Origin of the sequence: Streptomyces sp. NPDC060194 (genome assembly GCF_042728285.1) — a bacterium.
Taxonomy (GTDB): domain Bacteria; phylum Actinomycetota; class Actinomycetes; order Streptomycetales; family Streptomycetaceae; genus Streptomyces.
On record NZ_JBHWZH010000006.1, the window covers coordinates 13892 to 32208 of the forward strand.

General features: G+C 74.7%; 19 protein-coding genes. 15 read left to right on the forward strand and 4 right to left on the reverse strand.

Annotated elements, in window-relative coordinates; genetic code table 11:
- Window positions 1-48 precede the first annotated feature (48 nt).
- The 5 genes from ACFWEG_RS02255 (at window position 49) to ACFWEG_RS02275 (ending at window position 6262) form a co-directional block, all read left to right on the forward strand.
- A complete protein-coding gene (locus tag ACFWEG_RS02255) occupies window positions 49-924 on the forward strand; it encodes a neutral zinc metallopeptidase (protein WP_387208354.1) in 876 nt (291 codons plus the stop codon).
- 109 nt (window positions 925-1033) lie between these two features.
- Window positions 1034-2482 (forward strand): WGR domain-containing protein, encoded by a 1449-nt coding sequence (locus ACFWEG_RS02260; RefSeq protein ID WP_387208219.1) that lies wholly within the window; start codon window positions 1034-1036, stop codon window positions 2480-2482.
- Window positions 2483-2605: 123 nt separating this feature from the next.
- Window positions 2606-5071: a telomere-associated protein Tap gene (gene tap / locus ACFWEG_RS02265; protein WP_387208222.1), complete on the forward strand. Its 2466-nt coding sequence runs from the start codon at window positions 2606-2608 to the stop codon at window positions 5069-5071.
- Between the two features lie 6 nt (window positions 5072-5077).
- Window positions 5078-5635, forward strand: coding sequence for a telomere-protecting terminal protein Tpg (tpg, locus tag ACFWEG_RS02270; protein ID WP_387208224.1), 558 nt, complete (start codon window positions 5078-5080; stop codon window positions 5633-5635).
- A gap of 111 nt (window positions 5636-5746) precedes the next feature.
- Window positions 5747-6262, forward strand: coding sequence for a DinB family protein (locus ACFWEG_RS02275; RefSeq protein WP_387208227.1), 516 nt, complete (start codon window positions 5747-5749; stop codon window positions 6260-6262).
- On the opposite strand, the gene ACFWEG_RS02280 is transcribed toward ACFWEG_RS02275, so the two are convergent.
- Window positions 6256-6765 carry a GNAT family N-acetyltransferase gene (locus ACFWEG_RS02280; RefSeq protein ID WP_387208230.1) on the reverse strand — a complete coding sequence of 170 codons (510 nt, stop codon included), beginning with the start codon at window positions 6763-6765 and terminating at the stop codon, window positions 6256-6258. The genes ACFWEG_RS02275 and ACFWEG_RS02280 overlap by 7 nt on opposite strands.
- Before the next feature lie 221 nt (window positions 6766-6986).
- On the opposite strand from ACFWEG_RS02280, the gene ACFWEG_RS02285 reads away from it, so the two are divergent.
- Window positions 6987-8102, forward strand: a complete 1116-nt coding sequence (locus ACFWEG_RS02285; protein WP_387208356.1) for an ABC transporter substrate-binding protein — start codon at window positions 6987-6989, stop codon at window positions 8100-8102.
- A gap of 21 nt (window positions 8103-8123) precedes the next feature.
- On the opposite strand, the gene ACFWEG_RS02290 is transcribed toward ACFWEG_RS02285, so the two are convergent.
- The gene (locus tag ACFWEG_RS02290) at window positions 8124-8765 is read right to left on the reverse strand and encodes a type III effector protein (protein WP_387208232.1); all 642 of its coding nucleotides are present in this window, start codon (window positions 8763-8765) and stop codon (window positions 8124-8126) included.
- Window positions 8766-8899: 134 nt separating this feature from the next.
- Between ACFWEG_RS02290 and ACFWEG_RS02295 the strand changes: the two genes are divergently transcribed.
- From ACFWEG_RS02295 to ACFWEG_RS02305, 3 genes are all read left to right on the forward strand, one after another.
- Entirely contained in the window at window positions 8900-9331 is a 432-nt protein-coding gene (locus ACFWEG_RS02295; protein WP_387208234.1) for an Hsp20/alpha crystallin family protein, read from the forward strand.
- A 100-nt stretch (window positions 9332-9431) separates the two neighbouring features.
- Window positions 9432-9827, forward strand: coding sequence for a DUF2267 domain-containing protein (locus ACFWEG_RS02300; protein WP_387208237.1), 396 nt, complete (start codon window positions 9432-9434; stop codon window positions 9825-9827).
- Between the two features lie 78 nt (window positions 9828-9905).
- Complete coding sequence (locus ACFWEG_RS02305; RefSeq protein WP_387208239.1) at window positions 9906-10352, forward strand: DUF2267 domain-containing protein; 447 nt, start codon at window positions 9906-9908, stop codon at window positions 10350-10352.
- Between the two features lie 166 nt (window positions 10353-10518).
- Here the strand turns inward: ACFWEG_RS02305 and ACFWEG_RS02310 are convergent, their stop codons facing one another.
- Window positions 10519-11718 carry a hypothetical protein gene (locus ACFWEG_RS02310; protein ID WP_387208242.1) on the reverse strand — a complete coding sequence of 400 codons (1200 nt, stop codon included), beginning with the start codon at window positions 11716-11718 and terminating at the stop codon, window positions 10519-10521.
- Window positions 11719-12220: 502 nt separating this feature from the next.
- On the opposite strand from ACFWEG_RS02310, the gene ACFWEG_RS02315 reads away from it, so the two are divergent.
- The gene (locus tag ACFWEG_RS02315; RefSeq protein ID WP_387208244.1) at window positions 12221-12727 is read left to right on the forward strand and encodes a hypothetical protein; all 507 of its coding nucleotides are present in this window, start codon (window positions 12221-12223) and stop codon (window positions 12725-12727) included.
- A 73-nt stretch (window positions 12728-12800) separates the two neighbouring features.
- Here ACFWEG_RS02315 and ACFWEG_RS02320 read toward each other — a convergent pair whose 3' ends face one another.
- Complete coding sequence (locus ACFWEG_RS02320; RefSeq protein ID WP_387208247.1) at window positions 12801-13358, reverse strand: YbaK/EbsC family protein; 558 nt, start codon at window positions 13356-13358, stop codon at window positions 12801-12803.
- Window positions 13359-13589: 231 nt separating this feature from the next.
- Between ACFWEG_RS02320 and ACFWEG_RS02325 the strand changes: the two genes are divergently transcribed.
- The 5 genes from ACFWEG_RS02325 to ACFWEG_RS02345 all read left to right on the forward strand — a co-directional run bounded on the left by ACFWEG_RS02325 (window position 13590) and on the right by ACFWEG_RS02345 (window position 18298).
- Window positions 13590-14252, forward strand: a complete 663-nt coding sequence (locus ACFWEG_RS02325; protein WP_387208250.1) for a hydrolase — start codon at window positions 13590-13592, stop codon at window positions 14250-14252.
- 5 nt (window positions 14253-14257) lie between these two features.
- Window positions 14258-14752: a DoxX family protein gene (locus tag ACFWEG_RS02330; protein WP_387208252.1), complete on the forward strand. Its 495-nt coding sequence runs from the start codon at window positions 14258-14260 to the stop codon at window positions 14750-14752.
- A 159-nt stretch (window positions 14753-14911) separates the two neighbouring features.
- Window positions 14912-15427, forward strand: coding sequence for a Dps family protein (locus ACFWEG_RS02335; RefSeq protein ID WP_387208358.1), 516 nt, complete (start codon window positions 14912-14914; stop codon window positions 15425-15427).
- A gap of 43 nt (window positions 15428-15470) precedes the next feature.
- Window positions 15471-16412 (forward strand): alpha/beta hydrolase, encoded by a 942-nt coding sequence (locus ACFWEG_RS02340; protein ID WP_387208254.1) that lies wholly within the window; start codon window positions 15471-15473, stop codon window positions 16410-16412.
- Window positions 16409-18298 carry an amidohydrolase gene (locus tag ACFWEG_RS02345; protein WP_387208256.1) on the forward strand — a complete coding sequence of 630 codons (1890 nt, stop codon included), beginning with the start codon at window positions 16409-16411 and terminating at the stop codon, window positions 18296-18298. The genes ACFWEG_RS02340 and ACFWEG_RS02345 overlap by 4 nt, the downstream gene beginning before the upstream one ends.
- Window positions 18299-18317 lie beyond the last annotated feature (19 nt).

The window sequence follows — 18317 nt, forward strand, 5'->3', positions numbered from 1 at the left end:
CCGACGGGACGGATGACCGGCAGGACGAACGAGGGCGGGCGACGGCGGATGGACTTCGACGACAACGCACAGCTGGACAGCTCCCAGGTGGACGACCGGCGCGGCTCCGGCCGCGGCGGACTGGCCGTCGGCGGGGGAGCGGTCGGCATCGTCGGCCTGCTGATCGCGCTGTTCTTCGGCGTCGACCCGTTCTCCGGGGACGGCACCGCCCCACCGGACCCCGCCACCTCCGCCGCCGGCGACGTCCGCACCGACTGCCGCTCGGGCGCCGACGCCGACGAGCGCACCGACTGCCGGGTCGTCGGCGTCGTCAACAGCGTCCAGGACTACTGGGCGGCGGAGTTCCAGGAGCAGGACCGCGCCTACCGGCCCGCGAAGACCGTCCTGTTCACCTCGCGCACCACCAGCGGCTGCGGCGCCGCGACCAGCGGCGTCGGCCCCTTCTACTGCCCCGCCGACCAGCAGGTCTACCTCGACACCGACTTCTTCCGCGACCTCTCCTCGCGTTTCGGCGCCAACGGCGGCCCCTTCGCCGAGGCCTACGTCATCGCGCACGAGTACGGGCACCACGTCCAGGACCTGCTCGGCACCACCGACCGGGTCGGCGGCGACCGCCAGGGCGCGGACAGCGCCTCCGTCAAGCTCGAACTCCAAGCCGACTGCTACGCCGGCGTGTGGGCGCACCACGCCGAGTCCACCCCCGACGAGCGGACCGGCCGCCCCCTCCTCGACACCGTCACCCGGGCCGACATCGACGACGCCCTCAGCGCCGCGGCCGCCGTCGGCGACGACCGCATCCAACAGGGCTCCCAGGGCCGCATCGACCCCGACACCTGGACCCACGGCTCCTCCGCGGAACGCGAACGCTGGTTCACCACCGGCCACCGCTCCGGCGACCCCGCCGCCTGCAACACCTTCGGCTGACCCGCACCCCGCCGCCGCCCCGTCCGATTGTCAGTGCCCTCACCTAGTGTTCCCCCCAAGTGATCGCGCCGAGGCACGGCGCGGCACCGGATGCGGGGAGGGGCGTGCCATGAGCGGCACCGGGAGTTCGCACACCTATCTGGAGCTGTCCCAGGACGGCGGCGGCGCGCACAAGTTCTACGAGGTGAGCGTCGAGGGCACGGTCGTCTCCGTGCGCTACGGCCGGATCGGCGCGGCCGGGCAGTCGCAGACGACGGCCTTCCCCACCCCGCAGAAGGCCCAGGCGGCGGCCGCCCGCAAGATAGGCGAGAAGGTCCGCAAGGGCTACGCGCCCGCCGTCCCGGGCGGCCGGGCCCCGCGCGCGGTGACGCGCCGTCAGGTGACCTCCGCCCCCTCCACCGCCCGCTCCCTCGCCCCGGTCCTGTGGCGCTTCCGCACCGGCTCCTCGGCGTTCGGCATCCACATCGACGACGACCGCTGCTGGGTCGGCAACCAGGCCGGCGACGTGTACACCCTCAGCCACGGCGGCGAGGTCCTCGCCCGCTACGCCCTGCCCGACGGCGTGAAGTGCCTGGTGGCCGACGACTTCTGGATCTACGCCGGCTGCGACGACGGCAAGGTCTACGACCTCTCCTCCAAACTGCCCTTCGCCGCCTACGACATCGCCGCCGACGTCGACATCTTCTGGCTCGACATCCACGAGGGCGTCCTGAACGTCGCCGACCGCTCCGGCGGCCTGACCGTCATCGACCACGAGGACGAGTTCCAGTGGTCGCGCGGCTCCACCGGCCGGCACGCCTGGATGGTCCGCGCCGACGCGGACGCCGTCTTCCACGGCCACGACCGCGGTGTGACCGCCTACGCCCCCGACGGCGGCCGCGAACTGTGGCACACGCCGACCCACGGCGGCGTCCTCTTCGGCTGGCAGGAGGAGACGGCCGTCTACGCGGGCACCTCCCGCAACGTCGTGCAGCGCCTGTCGAAGCGAACCGGCGCCGTCGAGGCCGCCTACCGGTGCGACACCGCCGTCTACTCCTGCGCCACCTCCGCCGACGGCCGCCACGTCTTCGCCGGCGACAGCGCCTCCTCCGTCTACTGCTTCGACCGCGACGGCACCCGGCTGTGGAAGCTGGGCACCGGCGGCGGCTCGGCCCTGTCCATGCAGTACCGCGACGAGAAGCTGTACATGGTGACCACCGACGGATCCCTGGTCTGCGTCGACGCCTCCGAGCAGGCCGTCGCCGCCGCCCGCACGGGCGACCTGCCCGACACCGTGGACGTCAAGTACGCGGCGTCCACGCCGACCTACACCCCCGCCACCACCCCCACCGCCGTGCACACCGTCACCACCGCCCCCGCCGACGGCATCGTCGTGGAGTGCGTGCCGGACTCCGGCCGGCTCCGCGTCCGCGTCGTCAGCGGCGGCTACGAGCCCTCCTGGCGCGTCCAGTTCCCCCGCGGCATCCGCGAACCCGGCGCCCGCTACGTCGTCGACGCCCTGCACCCCGCCGCGGGCGGGTTCTACCGCGTCCGCGGCGAGATACGCCGCCTGCTCTGATCGCGCGCCCCTCCCGACGCGGCATCGCGCCCCTCCCCGACGCGGACCGGACCTCAAAACAAGGGTTAAATCCAGCCACGGATCCGCAGCTCACCGGTGATACGGTCGGGGCGGAGGTGGCACATGCCGACGGAAGAAGCCCTGTTCGCGGCGGTGGACGCCCTGCTCGTCGGGGTCCCGGACCTTCCCGTCCCCGCCGAGCGGGCCCGACTGCGCGAGGCGGCGGGCGTGACCCAGTCACGTCTCGCCCAGGTCCTGCAGACGACGACGCAGACGGTCAAGAACTGGGAGTCGGGCCGCTCCGAGCCCCGCGCCCCCCGCCGGCAGGCCTACCAGCGCCTGCTCGACGGCTGGGCGGAGCAGTTCCCCTCGGACGCGGCCCCCTCGGACGCGGCCCCGGCGGACGCTGCCCCGGCGGGCGCGGCCCGGGCGGACGCTGCCCCGGCGGGGGCCGACGCGCCGGAAGCCGGCCCGGCGCCCTCCGGCAGCGCTGCCCTCGACGCGCCCCCCAGCCACCCGGCGCCGTCCGAAGGCCCGGCACCGGCGGCTGACACGCCGCTTGAGGACCCCGCACGGGCCGCCGACACGCCGTCCGAAAACCCCGCACCGGCCGCCGACACGCCGCTTGAGGACACCGCACCGACCGCCGGCACGCCGTCCGAGGACCCCGCCCCGGCCGAGTCCACGTCGGCCCCCGCCCCCACCCCCACCTCGGACACCCCCACACCGGCTCGCACCCCGAGCGCTCCGGAGGCGGCCCCGACGACCTTCCCGCCGACCGCCGCCCCGCCCCGCCCGCGCGCCACCCGCCCCGCCCCCCGCAGGCGGCCGGCCTGCAAGCCCACCCCACCACCCGCCGGCCACCGCTTCGAGAACGGCCCGCTCGCCGTCATCGACTCCAAGAACGGCGACACCTTCGCGTACTGCGTCGGCGGCCTCGTCCTCGACGTCCCCGCCAAGACCCTCCCCGCCCTCGTCGAATGGACCCTGGCCGAGGCCCGCCTCGGCCAGGAGCGCCTGCACCGCCACGGCCGCGACGGCGACCCCCTCCTCGTCCTCACCCCCGGCGCCCTGGACCGCTACGGGCTGCCCGCCGCCCTCACCGACGACGAACGCCGCGCCGGCCGCCTCCCGGACGACCACAAGGCCGCCAAGCAGCTCCAACGCGCCGGCTGGAAGCTCACCCGGCGCGGCCTCGGCCCCTGGGCGCGCATCTACCGCCCCGCCGACGGCGCGAAGCGCCACTGCGTCCAACTGTGCGTCCCCGCCTGGAACGCCCTCGACGCCCGCGAGTGGGACGACAGGAACACCCCCCGCCTGCCCTCCATGCACCCCGCCGACCTCACCCGCTACCTCGGCGCCTACGCCGAGCGGCTCATGACCCCCCGCGGCACCGCGGCCGTCACCGGCCTGGAGCTGATGACCGCCCTGCGCCCCCCGACCCGCGCGGAGAAGGACCCCTCGACCGGTGAGTTCACCCGCGCCTTCAACGACGACGCGCTGACGGCCGTGTACGACGTCGTGGAGTGCGAGGTCCCCGACGAACACCCGCTCCTCAAGGGCAGGTTCGCCCGCCACCACCTGCGCACCCCCGCCGAGATGCTGATGGAGGAGCCGTACGACTGGTGCCGCGCCCTCACCGACGAGGAGTGCATGCGGCCCTACCTGGTCGCGATCGACATCAACATGTCCTTCGCCGCGGCCGCCAACAGCCTCACCGTCGGCCTCGGCGGCCCCACGCACCTCCCCGACCGCCGCCGCCCCCACCCCACCCCCCCCGGCTCCGGGCCCGTCGCCCCCCCCCCCGACCCCCCCCCCGCCGCGGCCGCCGCCGCCCCCCCCGCGGCGGCCCCCCGCCTCCCCTCCCCGTTCACCCCCAAGGGCGACCGGCCCACCGGCCCCGCCTGGTACGCCACCCCCACCGTCGCCTACGCCGTCGAGCTCGGCTTCGAGGTCGCGCCCGTGGAGGCCCACGTCCGCACCCGCACCGGCCGCTACCTGGACGCCTGGTACAAGCGGCTGCGCGACGCCTACGTCGCCACGATGGCCGACCTCGGCGTCACCACCGCGATGAGCGGGGCCGAGTTCCTGGAGGCCATGGCCCGCTCCCGGCAGTCCGACCCGACGATGGCGCTGCTCGCCGGCGCGATCAAGGCGACCGCGAAGGGCGGCATCGGCAAGCTCCGCCAGCGCAACCGGGGCCAGGTCGGCTACCACGAACCGTGGCCCGCCCTCGCCCGCGAGACGTGGCGCCCCGACATCCGCGCCGCCGTCCTCGCCAACCAGCGCGTCGGCCTGCACCGCAAGCTGATGCGGACTGCGGCCGCCGCCGACCTCTACCCGGTGGCCGTCGGCACCGACGCCGTCGTCTACCCCTCCCCCGGCCCGTCGCCGCTCGACGTCCTGCCCCGCACCCCCGAGGGCAAGCCCGCCCCCGGCACGTTCCGGCTCGGCATCTCCCCGGGCATGGTCAAGCACCAGGGCACCGCCACCGTGCTGTGGGCCGAGGAGCAGTTCGAGGAGCAGGGCGGCGTCTTCAACATCGCCAACCTGATCAAGACCGACCCGACCGCCGGCGAAGGGGAGTGACGGGCGATGACGGACTCGGTCGCAGGCGGCCTGGACCGCGCACTGGAAGGGGCGTTCACCCGCCGCATCCCCCAGAGCGCCCAGGCCCAGATGAAGTTCCTGGTGAAGCAGGAGAAGGGCACCAGGGCCGTCGCCGCGCTCCTCGGCATCTCCCAGCGCACCGTCGAGCGCTACGTCAAGGGCCAGCTCAAACGCCCCCGCGCCGAGCTGCGCGACCGCATCGCGCAGGAGGTCAGGAAGCGCTGGCAGCCGAAGGTCCGCGAGCGCGCCAAGCAGAAGGCGGCCACCACCGACGGCATCGTCCTCTCCACCCGCGCCCGCTTCGGCTTCACCGCCGCCCCCGGCACCACCGACGACGCCCGCGTCCGCGACATCACCCAGGCCCTGCCCCCCGACTACGCCGACCGCCTGTTCACCGCCCGCGACCAGGGCGCCACCGAGGAGCAGCTCAGGCGCATCGCGGCCGAGGGCCTCGCCGAGATGTACTTCCGCGCCAACAACACCCGCGCGGGCGGCCTCGCCGTCGAGTTCAGCGACATCGACCGCCTCGACATCGGCCTGTAGACCCCGCCGAGAAGCCAGCCCCCTGGGACGCCAGCCCCCGGCGGCGCACGCCCCCCCGGTGGACGGAATAACCAGGAGCGGCCGAGGCCCGTCCGCCTCTACCGTGCGCGCATGACCACCCCACCGGAGCGCCCCCCGTTTCAGGCCGACGAACGCACCGCACTCCTCGGCTGGCTCGAGCTGCAACGCGGCATCCTACGCTGGAAGTGCGACGGCCTGAGCGAGGCGGACGCCCACCGCTCGGTCGTCCCCACCTCGCCCGCGATGACGATGGCCGGGCTCGTGAGTCACATGCGCTGGGTCGAACACCTATGGCTGGAGGTGCTGTTCCTCGGCGGCGACAAGACCGGCAACCCCTCCTTCGACGACACCCGCGACGACGCCGACTGGGACACCGACGGCGCTCCCCTGCCCCGACTGCTCGCGGCGTACGAGGCCCAGTGCGCCCGCAGCGACGAGATCGTGGCCGCGGCCTCCCTCGACGACACCGGCCGCCACCCCGACTACCGCTCCGCCGGGGCCAACCTCCGCTGGATGCTCATCCACCTCATCGAGGAGACCGGCCGCCACGCCGGCCACGCGGACATCGTGCGCGAACTCCTCGACGGCGCGAAGGGCTACTACTGACCTGCGGCCAGTGCCTTGTGCATGACGAGGCAGGCGCGGCCGTGCCGCTGGTCGGCGCGGCGGTCGATCTCCCGCCACCCCTGGGAGCTCCAGAAACCCAGTGCGGACGGGTTGGACTCCAGGACGGCGAGCCGGACACCGCCCCGGTCCTCGCCGCGGAACCGGTCCTCGATCCGTTCGACCAGGAACCGGCCGACGCCCGTGCCCCGCCGGCTGCCGTGGACCAGCAGCAGCCCGATCCAGGGGTAGCCGTCCGCCGGGTGGCGGTCCAGGAGGCACACGAGCCCGACGAGCCGCCCCAGCCCGTCGCGCACGCCCAGTACCTCCCGGCCCTCCGTCCCGGCCTCCTCACGCAGGTCGGCCTCGACCCGGTCGGCCCGGACGTCCTCGGGATCGTACTCGCCGGAGGCGCGGCAGTACTCCGGGTTGCTCGCGTACAGGTCGACGACCTCGGCGATCTCCTGCGAGGAAAGGCGAAGCGGAGCGAGGAAGAGCGACGGCATGCGCGCAAGACTAGCCAGCCCCTCGACGCCGCCGCCGGCGCTGCCGGCTCAGCAGGAACGCCCGCGGAACGCGCGGCTGGGACGCACCGGGAGGTCAGGGCCCGGCACCCCGGTGGCCCCGAACCGTCCGGTGAGCGGGCTTCCGTAGGATCACACCGTCCATGGCCGCGCCACGGCGTGCGGCCAGGGGCAGACGTGACCGACCGCCATGGGGAGAGCTCCTGTTGAACCCGCCGCAGCCCTCGCGTGCCGACGAATCCGCACCGATACGCCTGGGGGCCCTCGCCCCCCTGACGCCGCCCGGCTGGGCGGACGCCGGTCGCCACCTGCTCGCCGGACTCGACCTCGGCGTCCGCGAAGCGAACGCCGCCGGCGGCATCCACGGACGCCCGCTCGAACTGGTGGTCCGCGACACGGCGGCCGACCCGCAGCGGGCCACGGCGGCCATGGAGGAGTTCGACGCCCTCGGAGCGGTTGCCGTCGTGGGGGAGTACCACAGCGTCGTCGCCCGCGCCGCCGCGAGCCGCGCCGACGCCCTGGGCCTGCCGTTCCTGTGCTCCTCCGCGGTGCTCGACGCCCTCACCGACCGGCCGACCGACTGGGTCGCCCGCATCGCACCGGCCCAGTCCCACGGCTGGCGCGTCTACGCCGGCCACGTCCTCGACGCGGGCCACCGCCGCATCGCGGTGGCCACCCAGCCGAGCGTCTACTGGGCCTCCGGAACGCGCATCCTGCGCGACCACCTCGCCTCACGCGGCGGGACCGTCGTCGAACTCGACACCACCGCCCGCACTCCCGCGGCGCTCTGCGACGCACTCGCCGACCTCGGGGTGACGGCGCTCCTCCTCCTCGTGGGCCACCCGGAACCGGCGACGACCCTCGTCCGCGCCGTCCGCAGCGATCCCCGGCTCACCGACGTCCTCATCGGCGCCCCGGCCGGCCAGCCCGAACTCCCCTCCTGGTCCGCGATGTTGGCCGGGTCAGGGGCCGCGGTCCCGTTCCTGCGCTACCTCCCCGCGGATCCCGGCCCCCTCGGCAGCCGCGTCAGCGACGACCTGCGCGGGCTGCTGGGCGAACCCCCCTCCTTCGTCGCCCTCGAAGGCTGGGACTCGATCGCCGTCCTGTCCGCGATGCTCCGCCACCACGGCACCCGGCGCGCCGACCTCGCCGCCTCCTGGTCCCGCACCTCCGTCGACGGCAGCCGCGGCCCGATCCGCTTCTCCCGCGCGGCGGGCACCACCACATGGCAGTGGGCCTGGCCCCCCGTGCACGTCGCCGACCGCGACCCCGCCGCCCCCGACCGCTTCCGCACCCTGTCGGCCGGCGGACACCCCTGAACCGGCCCGCGGCCGTCGGTGCTACGGGGCGATGAGGGTGTCGAGCCGGGTGGCGAGGTCGGGGTGGGTGGCGACCAGGTGGGGTCGGGTGGCGGCGAGGGGCGCGACGAGGTCGGCGGGGTCGTCGTGGGCGAGGGCCGCGTGGAGTGCGCCGAGCGGGCGGCGGGCCGCGGCCGGCAGGTCGGTCAGAGCGGTGATCTGCCCGGCGAGGCGGCGCAGGTCGGCGGCGTTGCCGCGGGCCCGGGCGGCGACGGTGCGGTCGGCGGCGCGGGCCTGGCGGGTGGCCGTGACGCGCTCCTCGCCGGTGGACCCGGCCGGGCCGGGGCGGCCGCGCAGGTAGCGGCGCTCGGCGGCCTGGCGGCTGGCGACGCCGAGGGGCGGGGCGAGGTCGGCCCAGCTGGCGCCCGCGTCGCGGGCCGTCTCGATCAGGCCGGTCTCCCAGCCGGCGAGCCGCTCCCTGACCTGCCGCAGCAAGGCCAGCGAGGCCAGGGCCTGCTCCGGCCCCGGACCCGCGCCGGAGGCGTCCGCCGACTCCGACTGGGCCTCCCGCGATGCCGTGTCCATGGCCCTCAGGGCTGCTGCGGCGGCGAGGAACGACGCGGGGCTGTAGGCGGCGCCACCGGGGTCGCCACCGGTGCTGTGCTGCTGTTCGTCTCGTGTCACGGACCCGCTCCCGACGTTGTCATCCATTCGACGACATCATGTTTGTCATCCATTGGATGACATGGTACAACGGTCTCAGTCAAGTGAGGCGCATTGGCAGTCAACTGCCCGAACCCACTGGAGGTGTTTTCACGATGTTGATGCGCACCGACCCCTTCCGTGAGCTGGACCGGCTGGCGCAGCAGATGATGGCCCCGGGGACCTGGTCGAGGCCGTCGGCGATGCCCATGGACGCCTACCGCGACGGCGACGAGTACGTGGTGGCCTTCGACGTCCCCGGTGTCAGCTCCGACGCGATCGACATCGACGTCGAGCGGAACATGCTGACGGTCAAGGCCGAGCGCCGGCCGGTGGCGAAGGTGGAGAGCGGGCAGATGGAACTGTCCGAGCGGCCGCTGGGCGTCTTCTCCCGCCAGATCGTGCTCGCCGACACCCTCGACACCGAGCGGATCCAGGCCGACTACGACGCCGGGGTGCTCACCCTGCGCATCCCGATCGCCGAGCGCGCCAAGCCCCGCAAGATCTCCATCGGCGCCGGGACCGGCCACAAGGAGATCGCCGGCTGACACCGGCCCGGCAGGTGCGGAGGACGGGCGCCCGGCCCCGTCCGTCCCGCCCTCCGCACCTCGCGGCCCGTGCCGACAACACGAAGGGGTGGCGGCCGAGATGACGCTGCGCCACGAATCCTTTCTCGACCTCGTCAGGGAACGCGGCGGGTACGACTCCACGGCGGAAGCCGAGCGCGCGGCCCGCGTGGTGCTCGCCCTGCTCGGCGCACACCTCGTCGGCGAGGTCCGCGCCCGACTCGCGGCCCGCCTGCCGGAGGCGTACGCCCTGATCCTGCTCAACCCCCTGCAGAGCGCCGAACCGCTGTCCCCCGAGCGTTTCGTGCGGGCGACCGCGGCGTGGATCGAGGGCGCCACCGAGCAGACCGCGACCTGGGACATCGGCGCCGTGCTGTCCACGGTGGCCGACACCGCGGGCGGCGACCTCCTGGAGGAGATCCTGCTCCAGCTACCCGGGGGCTACGACCTGCTCTTCGGCCGCCCCCGTCCCACCTGACCCGACCACCCGACCACCCGACCACCGGTGCCGGCAGCGGCGCCGTCCGCCCCGACCCGAAGAAAGGCATGCACCGCAGTGATCACCGACGTGCGCGCACCGCTTGTGGAGCACCAGCAGCCGTACGGAACGGCGTACGAGCAGATGCTGGAGAAGGTCCGGCGCGAAGGCGCCTACCCGAACCGGGAACGGGCGGAGCAGGCCGTCCGCCTCGTCCTCGCGGGGCTGGGACGGCGGCTGGCCGGCGACGAACGCGTCGCTCTGGCCGCCTGCCTGCCCCCGGAGGCCGCACGCGTCCTGACCGCGGAGATCCCCGACCCCCGGCCGCTCACCGGCTGGGCCTTCGTCAAGGAGCTCGCCGAACGCTCCGGCGCCTCCCTCGCCGCCACCCGCTGGGACACCGGCTCCGTCCTCTCCGCCGTCGCCGCCCAGGCGGGACCCGACCTCCTCGGCCGCATCCTGCGCCGGCTCCCCGCCGGCTACGCCCTGCTGTTCGGGCAGGCGGAACTCAACGCGGCGGCGTAGGGCCGGAGTTCGGCGCTCCCGGTCGGCTCCGGACCGGTCCGGTGGGGCGGGCGAGGGGGCGCGCACGGCCGCCCGCCCGCCCCGGCCGCGGCGCACCGCCGGTCCGGTCCGCGCCCGATGATCCCGGGCGCGGGCCGGCTCCGAAACGGGCCTGCCCTCACCGTTCTCAGGTGTACAAACCCCAACGCGCCTTCACCGTGCGGAAGTCGGTGAAGTGCAGCCGCGACGAGCACCGGGTGGACCGGTAGGTGCAGTCGGCGGGCCGGGAGGCGACACCGCCGATGACGACGCCTGCCGCGAGGACCTGACTGCCGTCGGCGGTCAGGGTGAAGACCGGGCCGCCGCTGTCGCCGCTGCCGGCCGCGAGGCGCCCCTGGAGTTGGTCGCCGGTGGACACCCCGCGCGAAACGTGGGTGCCCCAGTCGAGGGTGCTGTTCGTCTTGCTGATCTTGATGTCGCAGTGCACGCCGCTGAACGCCCCGGAGGAGCACACGAGCGCACCGCTGCGGGGGGCGGAGGTGCCCGCGACGGTCTTCGTGTACTCCGTGCCGTCCTCGACCCCGCCGTCCCACATCCGGTTGGTGACGTCGCCGTTCTCCACGGCGATCAGGGCGGTGTCCAGACCGTCGTCGACCGCCTGGACGGTGCCGATCACCTGCGCCGCGCCGCCGGGGACGCTGGTGCGGACCTGGTCGCCGGGCCGGAAGCAGTGCGCCGCGCTGATCAGCTTGCGCGTGATGGTGCCGTCGCCCTCCAGCGCGTACCCGGGGAAGGCGGTGCTGCAGCTGTTGATCTGGATGCCGCCCTCCCAGGGGGCGTCGCCTCCCCATCGGTTCGCGTAGGGGGTGGGTGCGGCCTCCGTCTCGGTGCGCACCACCATCGGGTCCGCGGTCGGCAGGGCGGTCGTGCGGGTCGTCGGGCCGGTGACGACGCCGAGTTCGATGCCGGTGCCGTCCGGCAGCGGCGTGACCCGGTGCACGTTCCCGCCGACGCCGAGTCCCCGGGTGCGCAGGACGGACCGGCCGTGCCGCTCGAGTTCGGCGGCCGAGTGCGCGGCGCGGTGGGTGCGGATCCGGAAGCCGCTGCGGGGCTTCGCGGCCTCGCGCGCGACCGCGCCGGGCGGCGCACCCTTCCAGTACAGGTCCACGAATCCGCCGGGCACGTCCAGCGTGATGCCCGCGAAGCCCGGCCTCCCGCTCCGTTCGCCCGCCCGCTCCAGGGCGTCGGCGGCCGCCAGCATGGGCGCCTGGGCCCGGGCCAGCCGCACGTCGCCGGTGCCCGCGGCGGGCGGGGGCCCCGTTTCGGCGCTCGCCGCGGACGGCAGGAGCGCCGCGATCCCCGCGGCCAGGACCACGGGCAGCGTCACCCGCACCCCTACTCGCGCCGACCGCCGCGTGCCGCCCGCGTCCGCCCCGGACCGAACCCCTGCCGACGCGGTGCCCGCGCCCCGCACGACTCCCGCCGTTCTCGACCTCTTCATCGTGTCCTGCCTTCCCCCGTGGTCGTGTGACGGCCCTGGCGACCGCCCGCCGTCCGGTGCCGCGGAGACCGGGTCCTGCCCGGGTCTACGCGCGGTGACGACGCGCCGCCAAGCTAGCGGCGGTACGCGGCGTTCCGCGCCGTGTGACCGTTCCGCGACGGGACCCGGGCGGCACCGTGACACGGCGGGCGCACGCGAGGGGCGGATGCGGCGGATGTGCCGCCCGGTGCCGCTCGGACGTGCCCGGCCGGTCCGTCGGGAAGAGGGCAGCCGAGGGCGCTCCGGGAAGATCGCCGCGCTTCTTCCCGTCGCACCGGGAGTCTGCCAAGATCCCTTTCGCGTCAACCGCCGTGCACCGTACAGGTTTTCAGCCGGGGAAGGACCCGCCATGCGCCTACGCGCCGCCGTCACCGCTCTCGCCCTCGCGGGCGCCGCTCTGTTCACGCCCGGAGTCGGCGCCCTCGCCGCGGCTCCCGACGCGTTCGCCGTGACCAAGATCAGTCACGAGACCGCGACCGCGATGTTCGCGGAGTCCGGCATCGCCTGGACGTCGTCCGGCGACTGCATCGACCGGAACATCCCCACCTGCACCTCCTTCGAGCAGCTCAACCTGGAGACCGCTCAGGGCGCGCAGGCGCTGAAGCGGGCCACCAACTGCTCGATCCTCATCACGGGCGGCACCGAGACCGGCCACGCGAGCGGCACCTACTCGCACTGGAACGGCTACAAGCTCGACTTCGGCAAGCAGACCTGCCTCAACAGGTACATCAAGGACACCTTCACCGACATCGGCAAGCGCAGCGACGGGGCCCGGCTGTACGAGTCCCCGACCGGCAACGTCTACGCCGACGAGGGCAACCACTGGGACGTGCTCTTCTACAACTGCGGCTGCTGAAGCGGTCGTTCACCGCAAGGCCCCCGGGCTCGGCCCCGTCGTGACGAGGCTGGGCCCGGGGTGGCGGGCCGGGTCAGGCGACGCCGAGTCCGTCGAGCACCACGGCGCCGGGGAGTTCCGCGATCGCCTTGCCCGGGATCAGCAGCTTGCCGCGCCGGCGTCCGCTGCCGACCAGCACGTAGGGCAGGTCGACGACGGCCGCGTCCACCAGGACCGGCCAGTCGGCGGGCAGGCCGACGGGGGTGATCCCGCCGTACTCCATGCCGCTGGCGCCCGTCGCCGTCTCCATCGGGGCGAACGACACCTTCCGGGCCCCGAGATGGCGGCGCACGGCCCCGTTGACGTCCACCCGCGCGGCCGAGGGCACCACGCACGCGGCGAGCGTGGTCTCACCGCCCCGCTTGCCGGAGACCACCACGCAGTTCGCGGACCGCTCGAGGAGTTCGGGGCCGTAGCGCTCGACGAAGACGGCGGTGTCGGCCCACTGCGGGTCGGTGTCCACGTAGACGATCTGCTCGGCGGGGACGCTGCCGCGCCAGTGCCGCACGGCGTCGGCGACGGGGGCGGTCAGCTCGTCGAGGCAGTCGGGGGCGGGAACGGCGCGGTCGAAGTGCCCGAGTGGTGCGTGCATGACCGCACGGTAACAAAGGCGTTCGACCGGGCAACGGGGCGTCCCAGGGAGCGGGCGGCAGCGGCGGCGCCGCCGTCTCCGTGGTTCCCCCGTCCCCGTGACGGGTGTGCGCGGAGAGTCCAGAGACGGGCACCGAAGGACAAGTCCGCAGCTCGGAGGCGGCATAGCTTCGGGGTGTGCCGAGCCGCAGTGCGGCAGGCGTCGCACCGACCACCCCGGAGGAAGACACCCGTGTTCGACATCACCCAGGTACAGGCCGCCCCGAGCGCCGACCTCGTCACGCCCGACAACGCCGTGATGCTCTTCGTGGACCACCAGCCGCAGATGTTCTTCGGCACCGGCAGCGGCGACCGTACCGCGATCATCAACGCCACCGTCGGACTGGCCAAGGCCGCCCGCGCGTTCGGCGTGCCGGCGGTCCTGACGACGGTGGCCGCCGAGTCGTTCTCGGGGCCCCTGCTGCCGCAGCTCGCCGAGGTGTTCCCCGGCCAGGAGGTCGTCGACCGCACCACGATGAACGCCTGGGAGGACGAGGCGCTGGTGGCGGCGGTCAAGGCGACCGGGCGCAGGAAGATCGTGCTGTCGGGGCTGTGGACCGAGGTCTGCCTGGTGCTGCCCGCCCTGTCCGCGCTCGGCCAGGGCTACGAGGTGTACGTCGTCGCCGACGCCTCCGGTGGTGTCAGCCCCGCCGCGCACGAGCACGCCCTGCAGCGGATGGCCGCGGCCGGCGCCGTGCCCGTGACGTGGGTGCAGATCCTGCTCGAACTCCAGCGCGACTGGGCGCGCCAGGACACCTACGGCGCGGTCATGGACATCGTCAAGGCGCACGGCGGCGCGTACGGCCTGGGCGTCGTGTACGCGCAGAGCGTCATCGGCGAGCACGCGGCCGGGTGACGTCCGTGGACACCGGCCTTCTGATCCTGCGTCTGCTGGTGGGCCTGCTCGTCGCCGGTCACGGAGTGCAGAAGGTCAGCTTCCGGCTGGGAGGCCGGGGGCTGGCCGGCGGAACCGAGGAGTTCCGCGCCGACGGCTTCCGCGGCGGCGCGCTGACCGCCGCCGCGGCGGGCGGCGCGCAGCTCTGCTCGGGCCTCCTGCTCGCCGCCGGTCTGCTCACCCCGCTCGCCGCCACCGGCGTCGTCGGGGTGATGACGGTCGCCCTCACCGTGAAGCGACGCAACGGCCTCTGGACGCAGAACGACGGTTACGAGTACCCCCTCGTCCTCGTCGGGACGGCCACCGCCCTCGCCGCCACCGGCCCCGGCGCGTGGTCCCTCGACGCCGCCCTCGGCCTGACGCCGTTCCCGGCGTGGTGGGCCCTGCCCGTCCTCACCGCCGGCCTCGCCGGCGGGCTGCTGACGCGGCTCGCACTCCACCGGCAGCCGGCCCCGGCCTGACCGCGCGCCGCACGGCGCCCCGAGCGGCGACCCGCCGCGCGGGCAGCGCTCCCGCGGCGGGCCGCCGCCCCCGTCCTCCGCCCGCACCACCCACCACCAGGAGTTCGTGTGAACCCCACTCCCACCGAGGCGCCGTTCTCACCCCGACAGGCGGCCGTCATCCAGGAGTTCGACGCCCTCGGCGACCCGCCCATCGGCCTCGCCCGCGACACCCGTCGCGACTCCTGCCGGCGGCTGAACACGGTTCTCGCCGACACCCAGATCCTGTACTCCCTCTACAAGAAGCACCACTGGCTCGTGCGCGGAGCCACCTTCCACTCGCTGCACCTGGTCCTCGACGCGCACGCGCAGGCCCAGCTCGCGATCGTCGACGCGCTGGCCGAGCGGGTCCAGAGCCTCGGCGGGGTCGCCGTCGGGGACCCCCGCCACGTCGCCGAGCTGACCTCCGTGCCCCGGCCCCCGGACGGCGTCGAGCCCGTCCCCGCCATGCTCGCGCGACTGCTCGACGCCCACGAGCGCATCCTCCTCGACGCCCGGGACGCCGCCGCGCGGGCCTCGGCCCAGGGCGACGAGGGCAGCGCCGACCTGCTCGTGTCCGACGTCGTGCGCACCGGCGAGGCCCAGGTCTGGATCCTGTCCGAGCACCTGGTCGACACCCCGCTCGTGCGCGCCTGACGACCCCTCCCGACTCTCCACGACGCACCCACAAGGAGCCCCTGTGCCCGACCGCCCCGTCCTCGAACCGGCCGCCCAGGCGTTCGCCGACGCCACCGCCGAGCCGCCCTACCTCTACGAGATCCCCGTCCCCGACGGCCGCAAGGCCGTGGACGACGTCCAGAGCGGCGACGGCGTCGCCCTGCCCGACGTCGACGAGGAGTGGATCACCGTCGACGGCGACATCCGCACCCGCGTCGTCCGCCCGCGCGGCGTCGCCGGACCGCTCCCCGTCGTGCTCTACATCCACGGTGCGGGCTGGGTGTTCGGCAACGCCCGCACCCACGACCGGCTCGTCCGCGAACTCGCCGTCGGCGCCGGCGCGGCCGTCGTCTTCCCCGAGTACGACCTCTCGCCCGAGGCCCGCTACCCCGTCGCCGTCGAGCAGAACTACCGGGTCGCCCGGTGGATCGTCCGCGAGGGGGCGGACCGGGGACTGGACGGCACGCGCCTGGCCGTCGCAGGCGACTCCGTCGGCGGCAACATGAGCGCCGCCGTCACCCTGCTGGCCAAGGAGCGCGGCGACGTCCGCTTCGCCCAGCAGGTCCTGTTCTACCCGGTCACCGACGCGGACTTCGACACCGCGTCCTACCGCGAGTTCGCCGAGGGCTACTTCCTGCGCCGGGACGCCATGCGCTGGTTCTGGGACCAGTACACGACCGACGAGGCCGAGCGCGCGCAGATCACCGCCTCGCCCCTGCGGGCCACCACCGACCAGCTCGCGGACCTGCCGCCCGCCCTGGTCGTGACGGCCGAGGCCGACGTGCTGCGCGACGAGGGCGAGGCCTACGCGGCGAAGCTGCGTGCCGCTGGAGTCCCGGTCACCGCCCTGCGGGTGCAGGGGGTCATCCACGACTTCGTCATGCTGAACGCGCTGCGCGGCACGCGCGGCGCGGAACTCGCCATCGGGGTGGCCGTCGACATCCTGCGCAAGGCCCTCGCATGAGCGCCGCGCCCCCGGCCGGCATGCCGGTGGCGGGCCTCCTGCCCGCCGCGCGGCGGGCGCCGGCCCACGCCGACCTCGTCGTCCGCAACGCGAAGGTGTTCACCGGCGACCCCGCCCGCCCCGGAGCCGCCGGGCTCGCCGTCCGGGACGGCCGGATCGCGGCCCTGGGCGACGACCACGAACTGGCCCCCCTCGTCGGACCGGACACCCGGGTGGTCGACGCCCTCGGCCGGCGGGTCGTGCCGGGCCTGAACGACTCCCACCTGCACGTCATCCGGGGCGGCCTGAACTACGTCCTGGAACTGCGCTGGGACGGGGTGCGCAGCCTGCGGCACGCGCTCGCCATGCTGCGCGAGCAGGCGGGCCGCACCCCGAAGGGGCAGTGGATCAGGGTGGTGGGCGGCTGGACGGCGGAGCAGTTCGCCGAGCGGCGGATGCCGACCGTCGCGGAGCTGAACGCCGCGGCCCCCGACACCCCGGTCTTCGTGCTGCACCTGTACCAGTCGGCGCTGATGAACCGGGCCGCCGTGCGGGCGGCGGGGTTCACCCGGGAGACCCCCGATCCGCGCGGGGGGCAGATCGTCCGGGGCCGCGACGGCGAACCCACCGGCGTCCTCCTCGCCGCGCCGGCCGCGACGCTGCTCTACTCCACCCTCGCCAAGGCCCCCGCCCTCGACCCGGCACAGAAGCGGACCTCGACCCTCCACTTCCTGCGGGAGCTGAACCGGTTCGGGCTCACCTCCGCCGTCGACGCGGCGGGCGGCTTCCAGAACTTCCCCGACGACTACGCCACGGTCGCCGAGCTGGCGCGCTCGGGGGAACTGACCCTGCGGATCGCCTACCACCTCTTCCCGCAGACCGCCGGACAGGAGCTGGCCGACCTGCGGCGCTGGGTGGAGACGGTCCGCCCGGGGGACGGCGACGCGTGGCTGCGGCTCAACGGGGCCGGGGAGAACCTCACCTGGGCGGCCGCCGACTTCGAGAACTTCACCGAGCCCCGTCCCGACCTCGGCCCCGGCTACGAGACGGAGTTCGAGCAGGCGGTGCGGCTGCTCGTGGAGAACGGCTGGGGCTTCCGGCTCCACGCGACCTACGACGAGACGATCCGCCGCGACCTGGCCGTCTTCGAGAAGCTCGCCGCCGAAGGCCTCTTCCCCGGAGGCAACCGGTGGCTCTTCGACCACGCCGAGACCGTCTCGCCCGGCAGCCTGGACCGGATCGCGGCGCTCGGCGGCGCACTGTCGGTCCAGAACCGGATGTCCTTCCAGGGCACCGCCTTCCGCGACCGCTACGGCGCGGAGGCCGCCGCCCACGCCCCGCCGGTGCGGGCCATGCTGGAGCGCGGGCTGGACGTCGCCGCCGGCACCGACGCCACCCGCGTCTCCTCCTACAACCCCTGGGTCGCCCTGCACTGGCTGGTGACGGGGCGCACCGTCGGCGGCACGGCACTGCGCCCGGCCGGCAGCGGGCTCGACCGGGAGACCGCGCTCGGCCTCTACACCCGCGGCGGCGCACGCCTCACCGGCGAGCAGGACGTCAAGGGCATCCTGCGCGAGGGCTACTACGGCGACCTCGCCGTGCTGTCCGCGGACTACCTGCGGGTGCCCGAGGAAGCCATTCCCGGCATCGAGTCCGTGCTCACCGTGGTCGGCGGCCGCGTCGTCCACGCCGGCGCGGAGTACGAGGGGCTCGCCGAGACCGCCCCGCCGATCAGCCCCGAGTGGAGCCCGGTGGCCCGGTTCGGCGGCTACCAGGCGGGAGCCCACCAGGCGGCGGTGGTGGCCGAGGCGGCCGCCGAGTCCGCCCGGCACCGCAGATGGCGGGCCGGACGCGGCGACGTCCCCGACGCGCCGCCGCCGTTCGTCGACCCCTGCTTCGCCCACTGAAACCCGAACGGAAGACCCT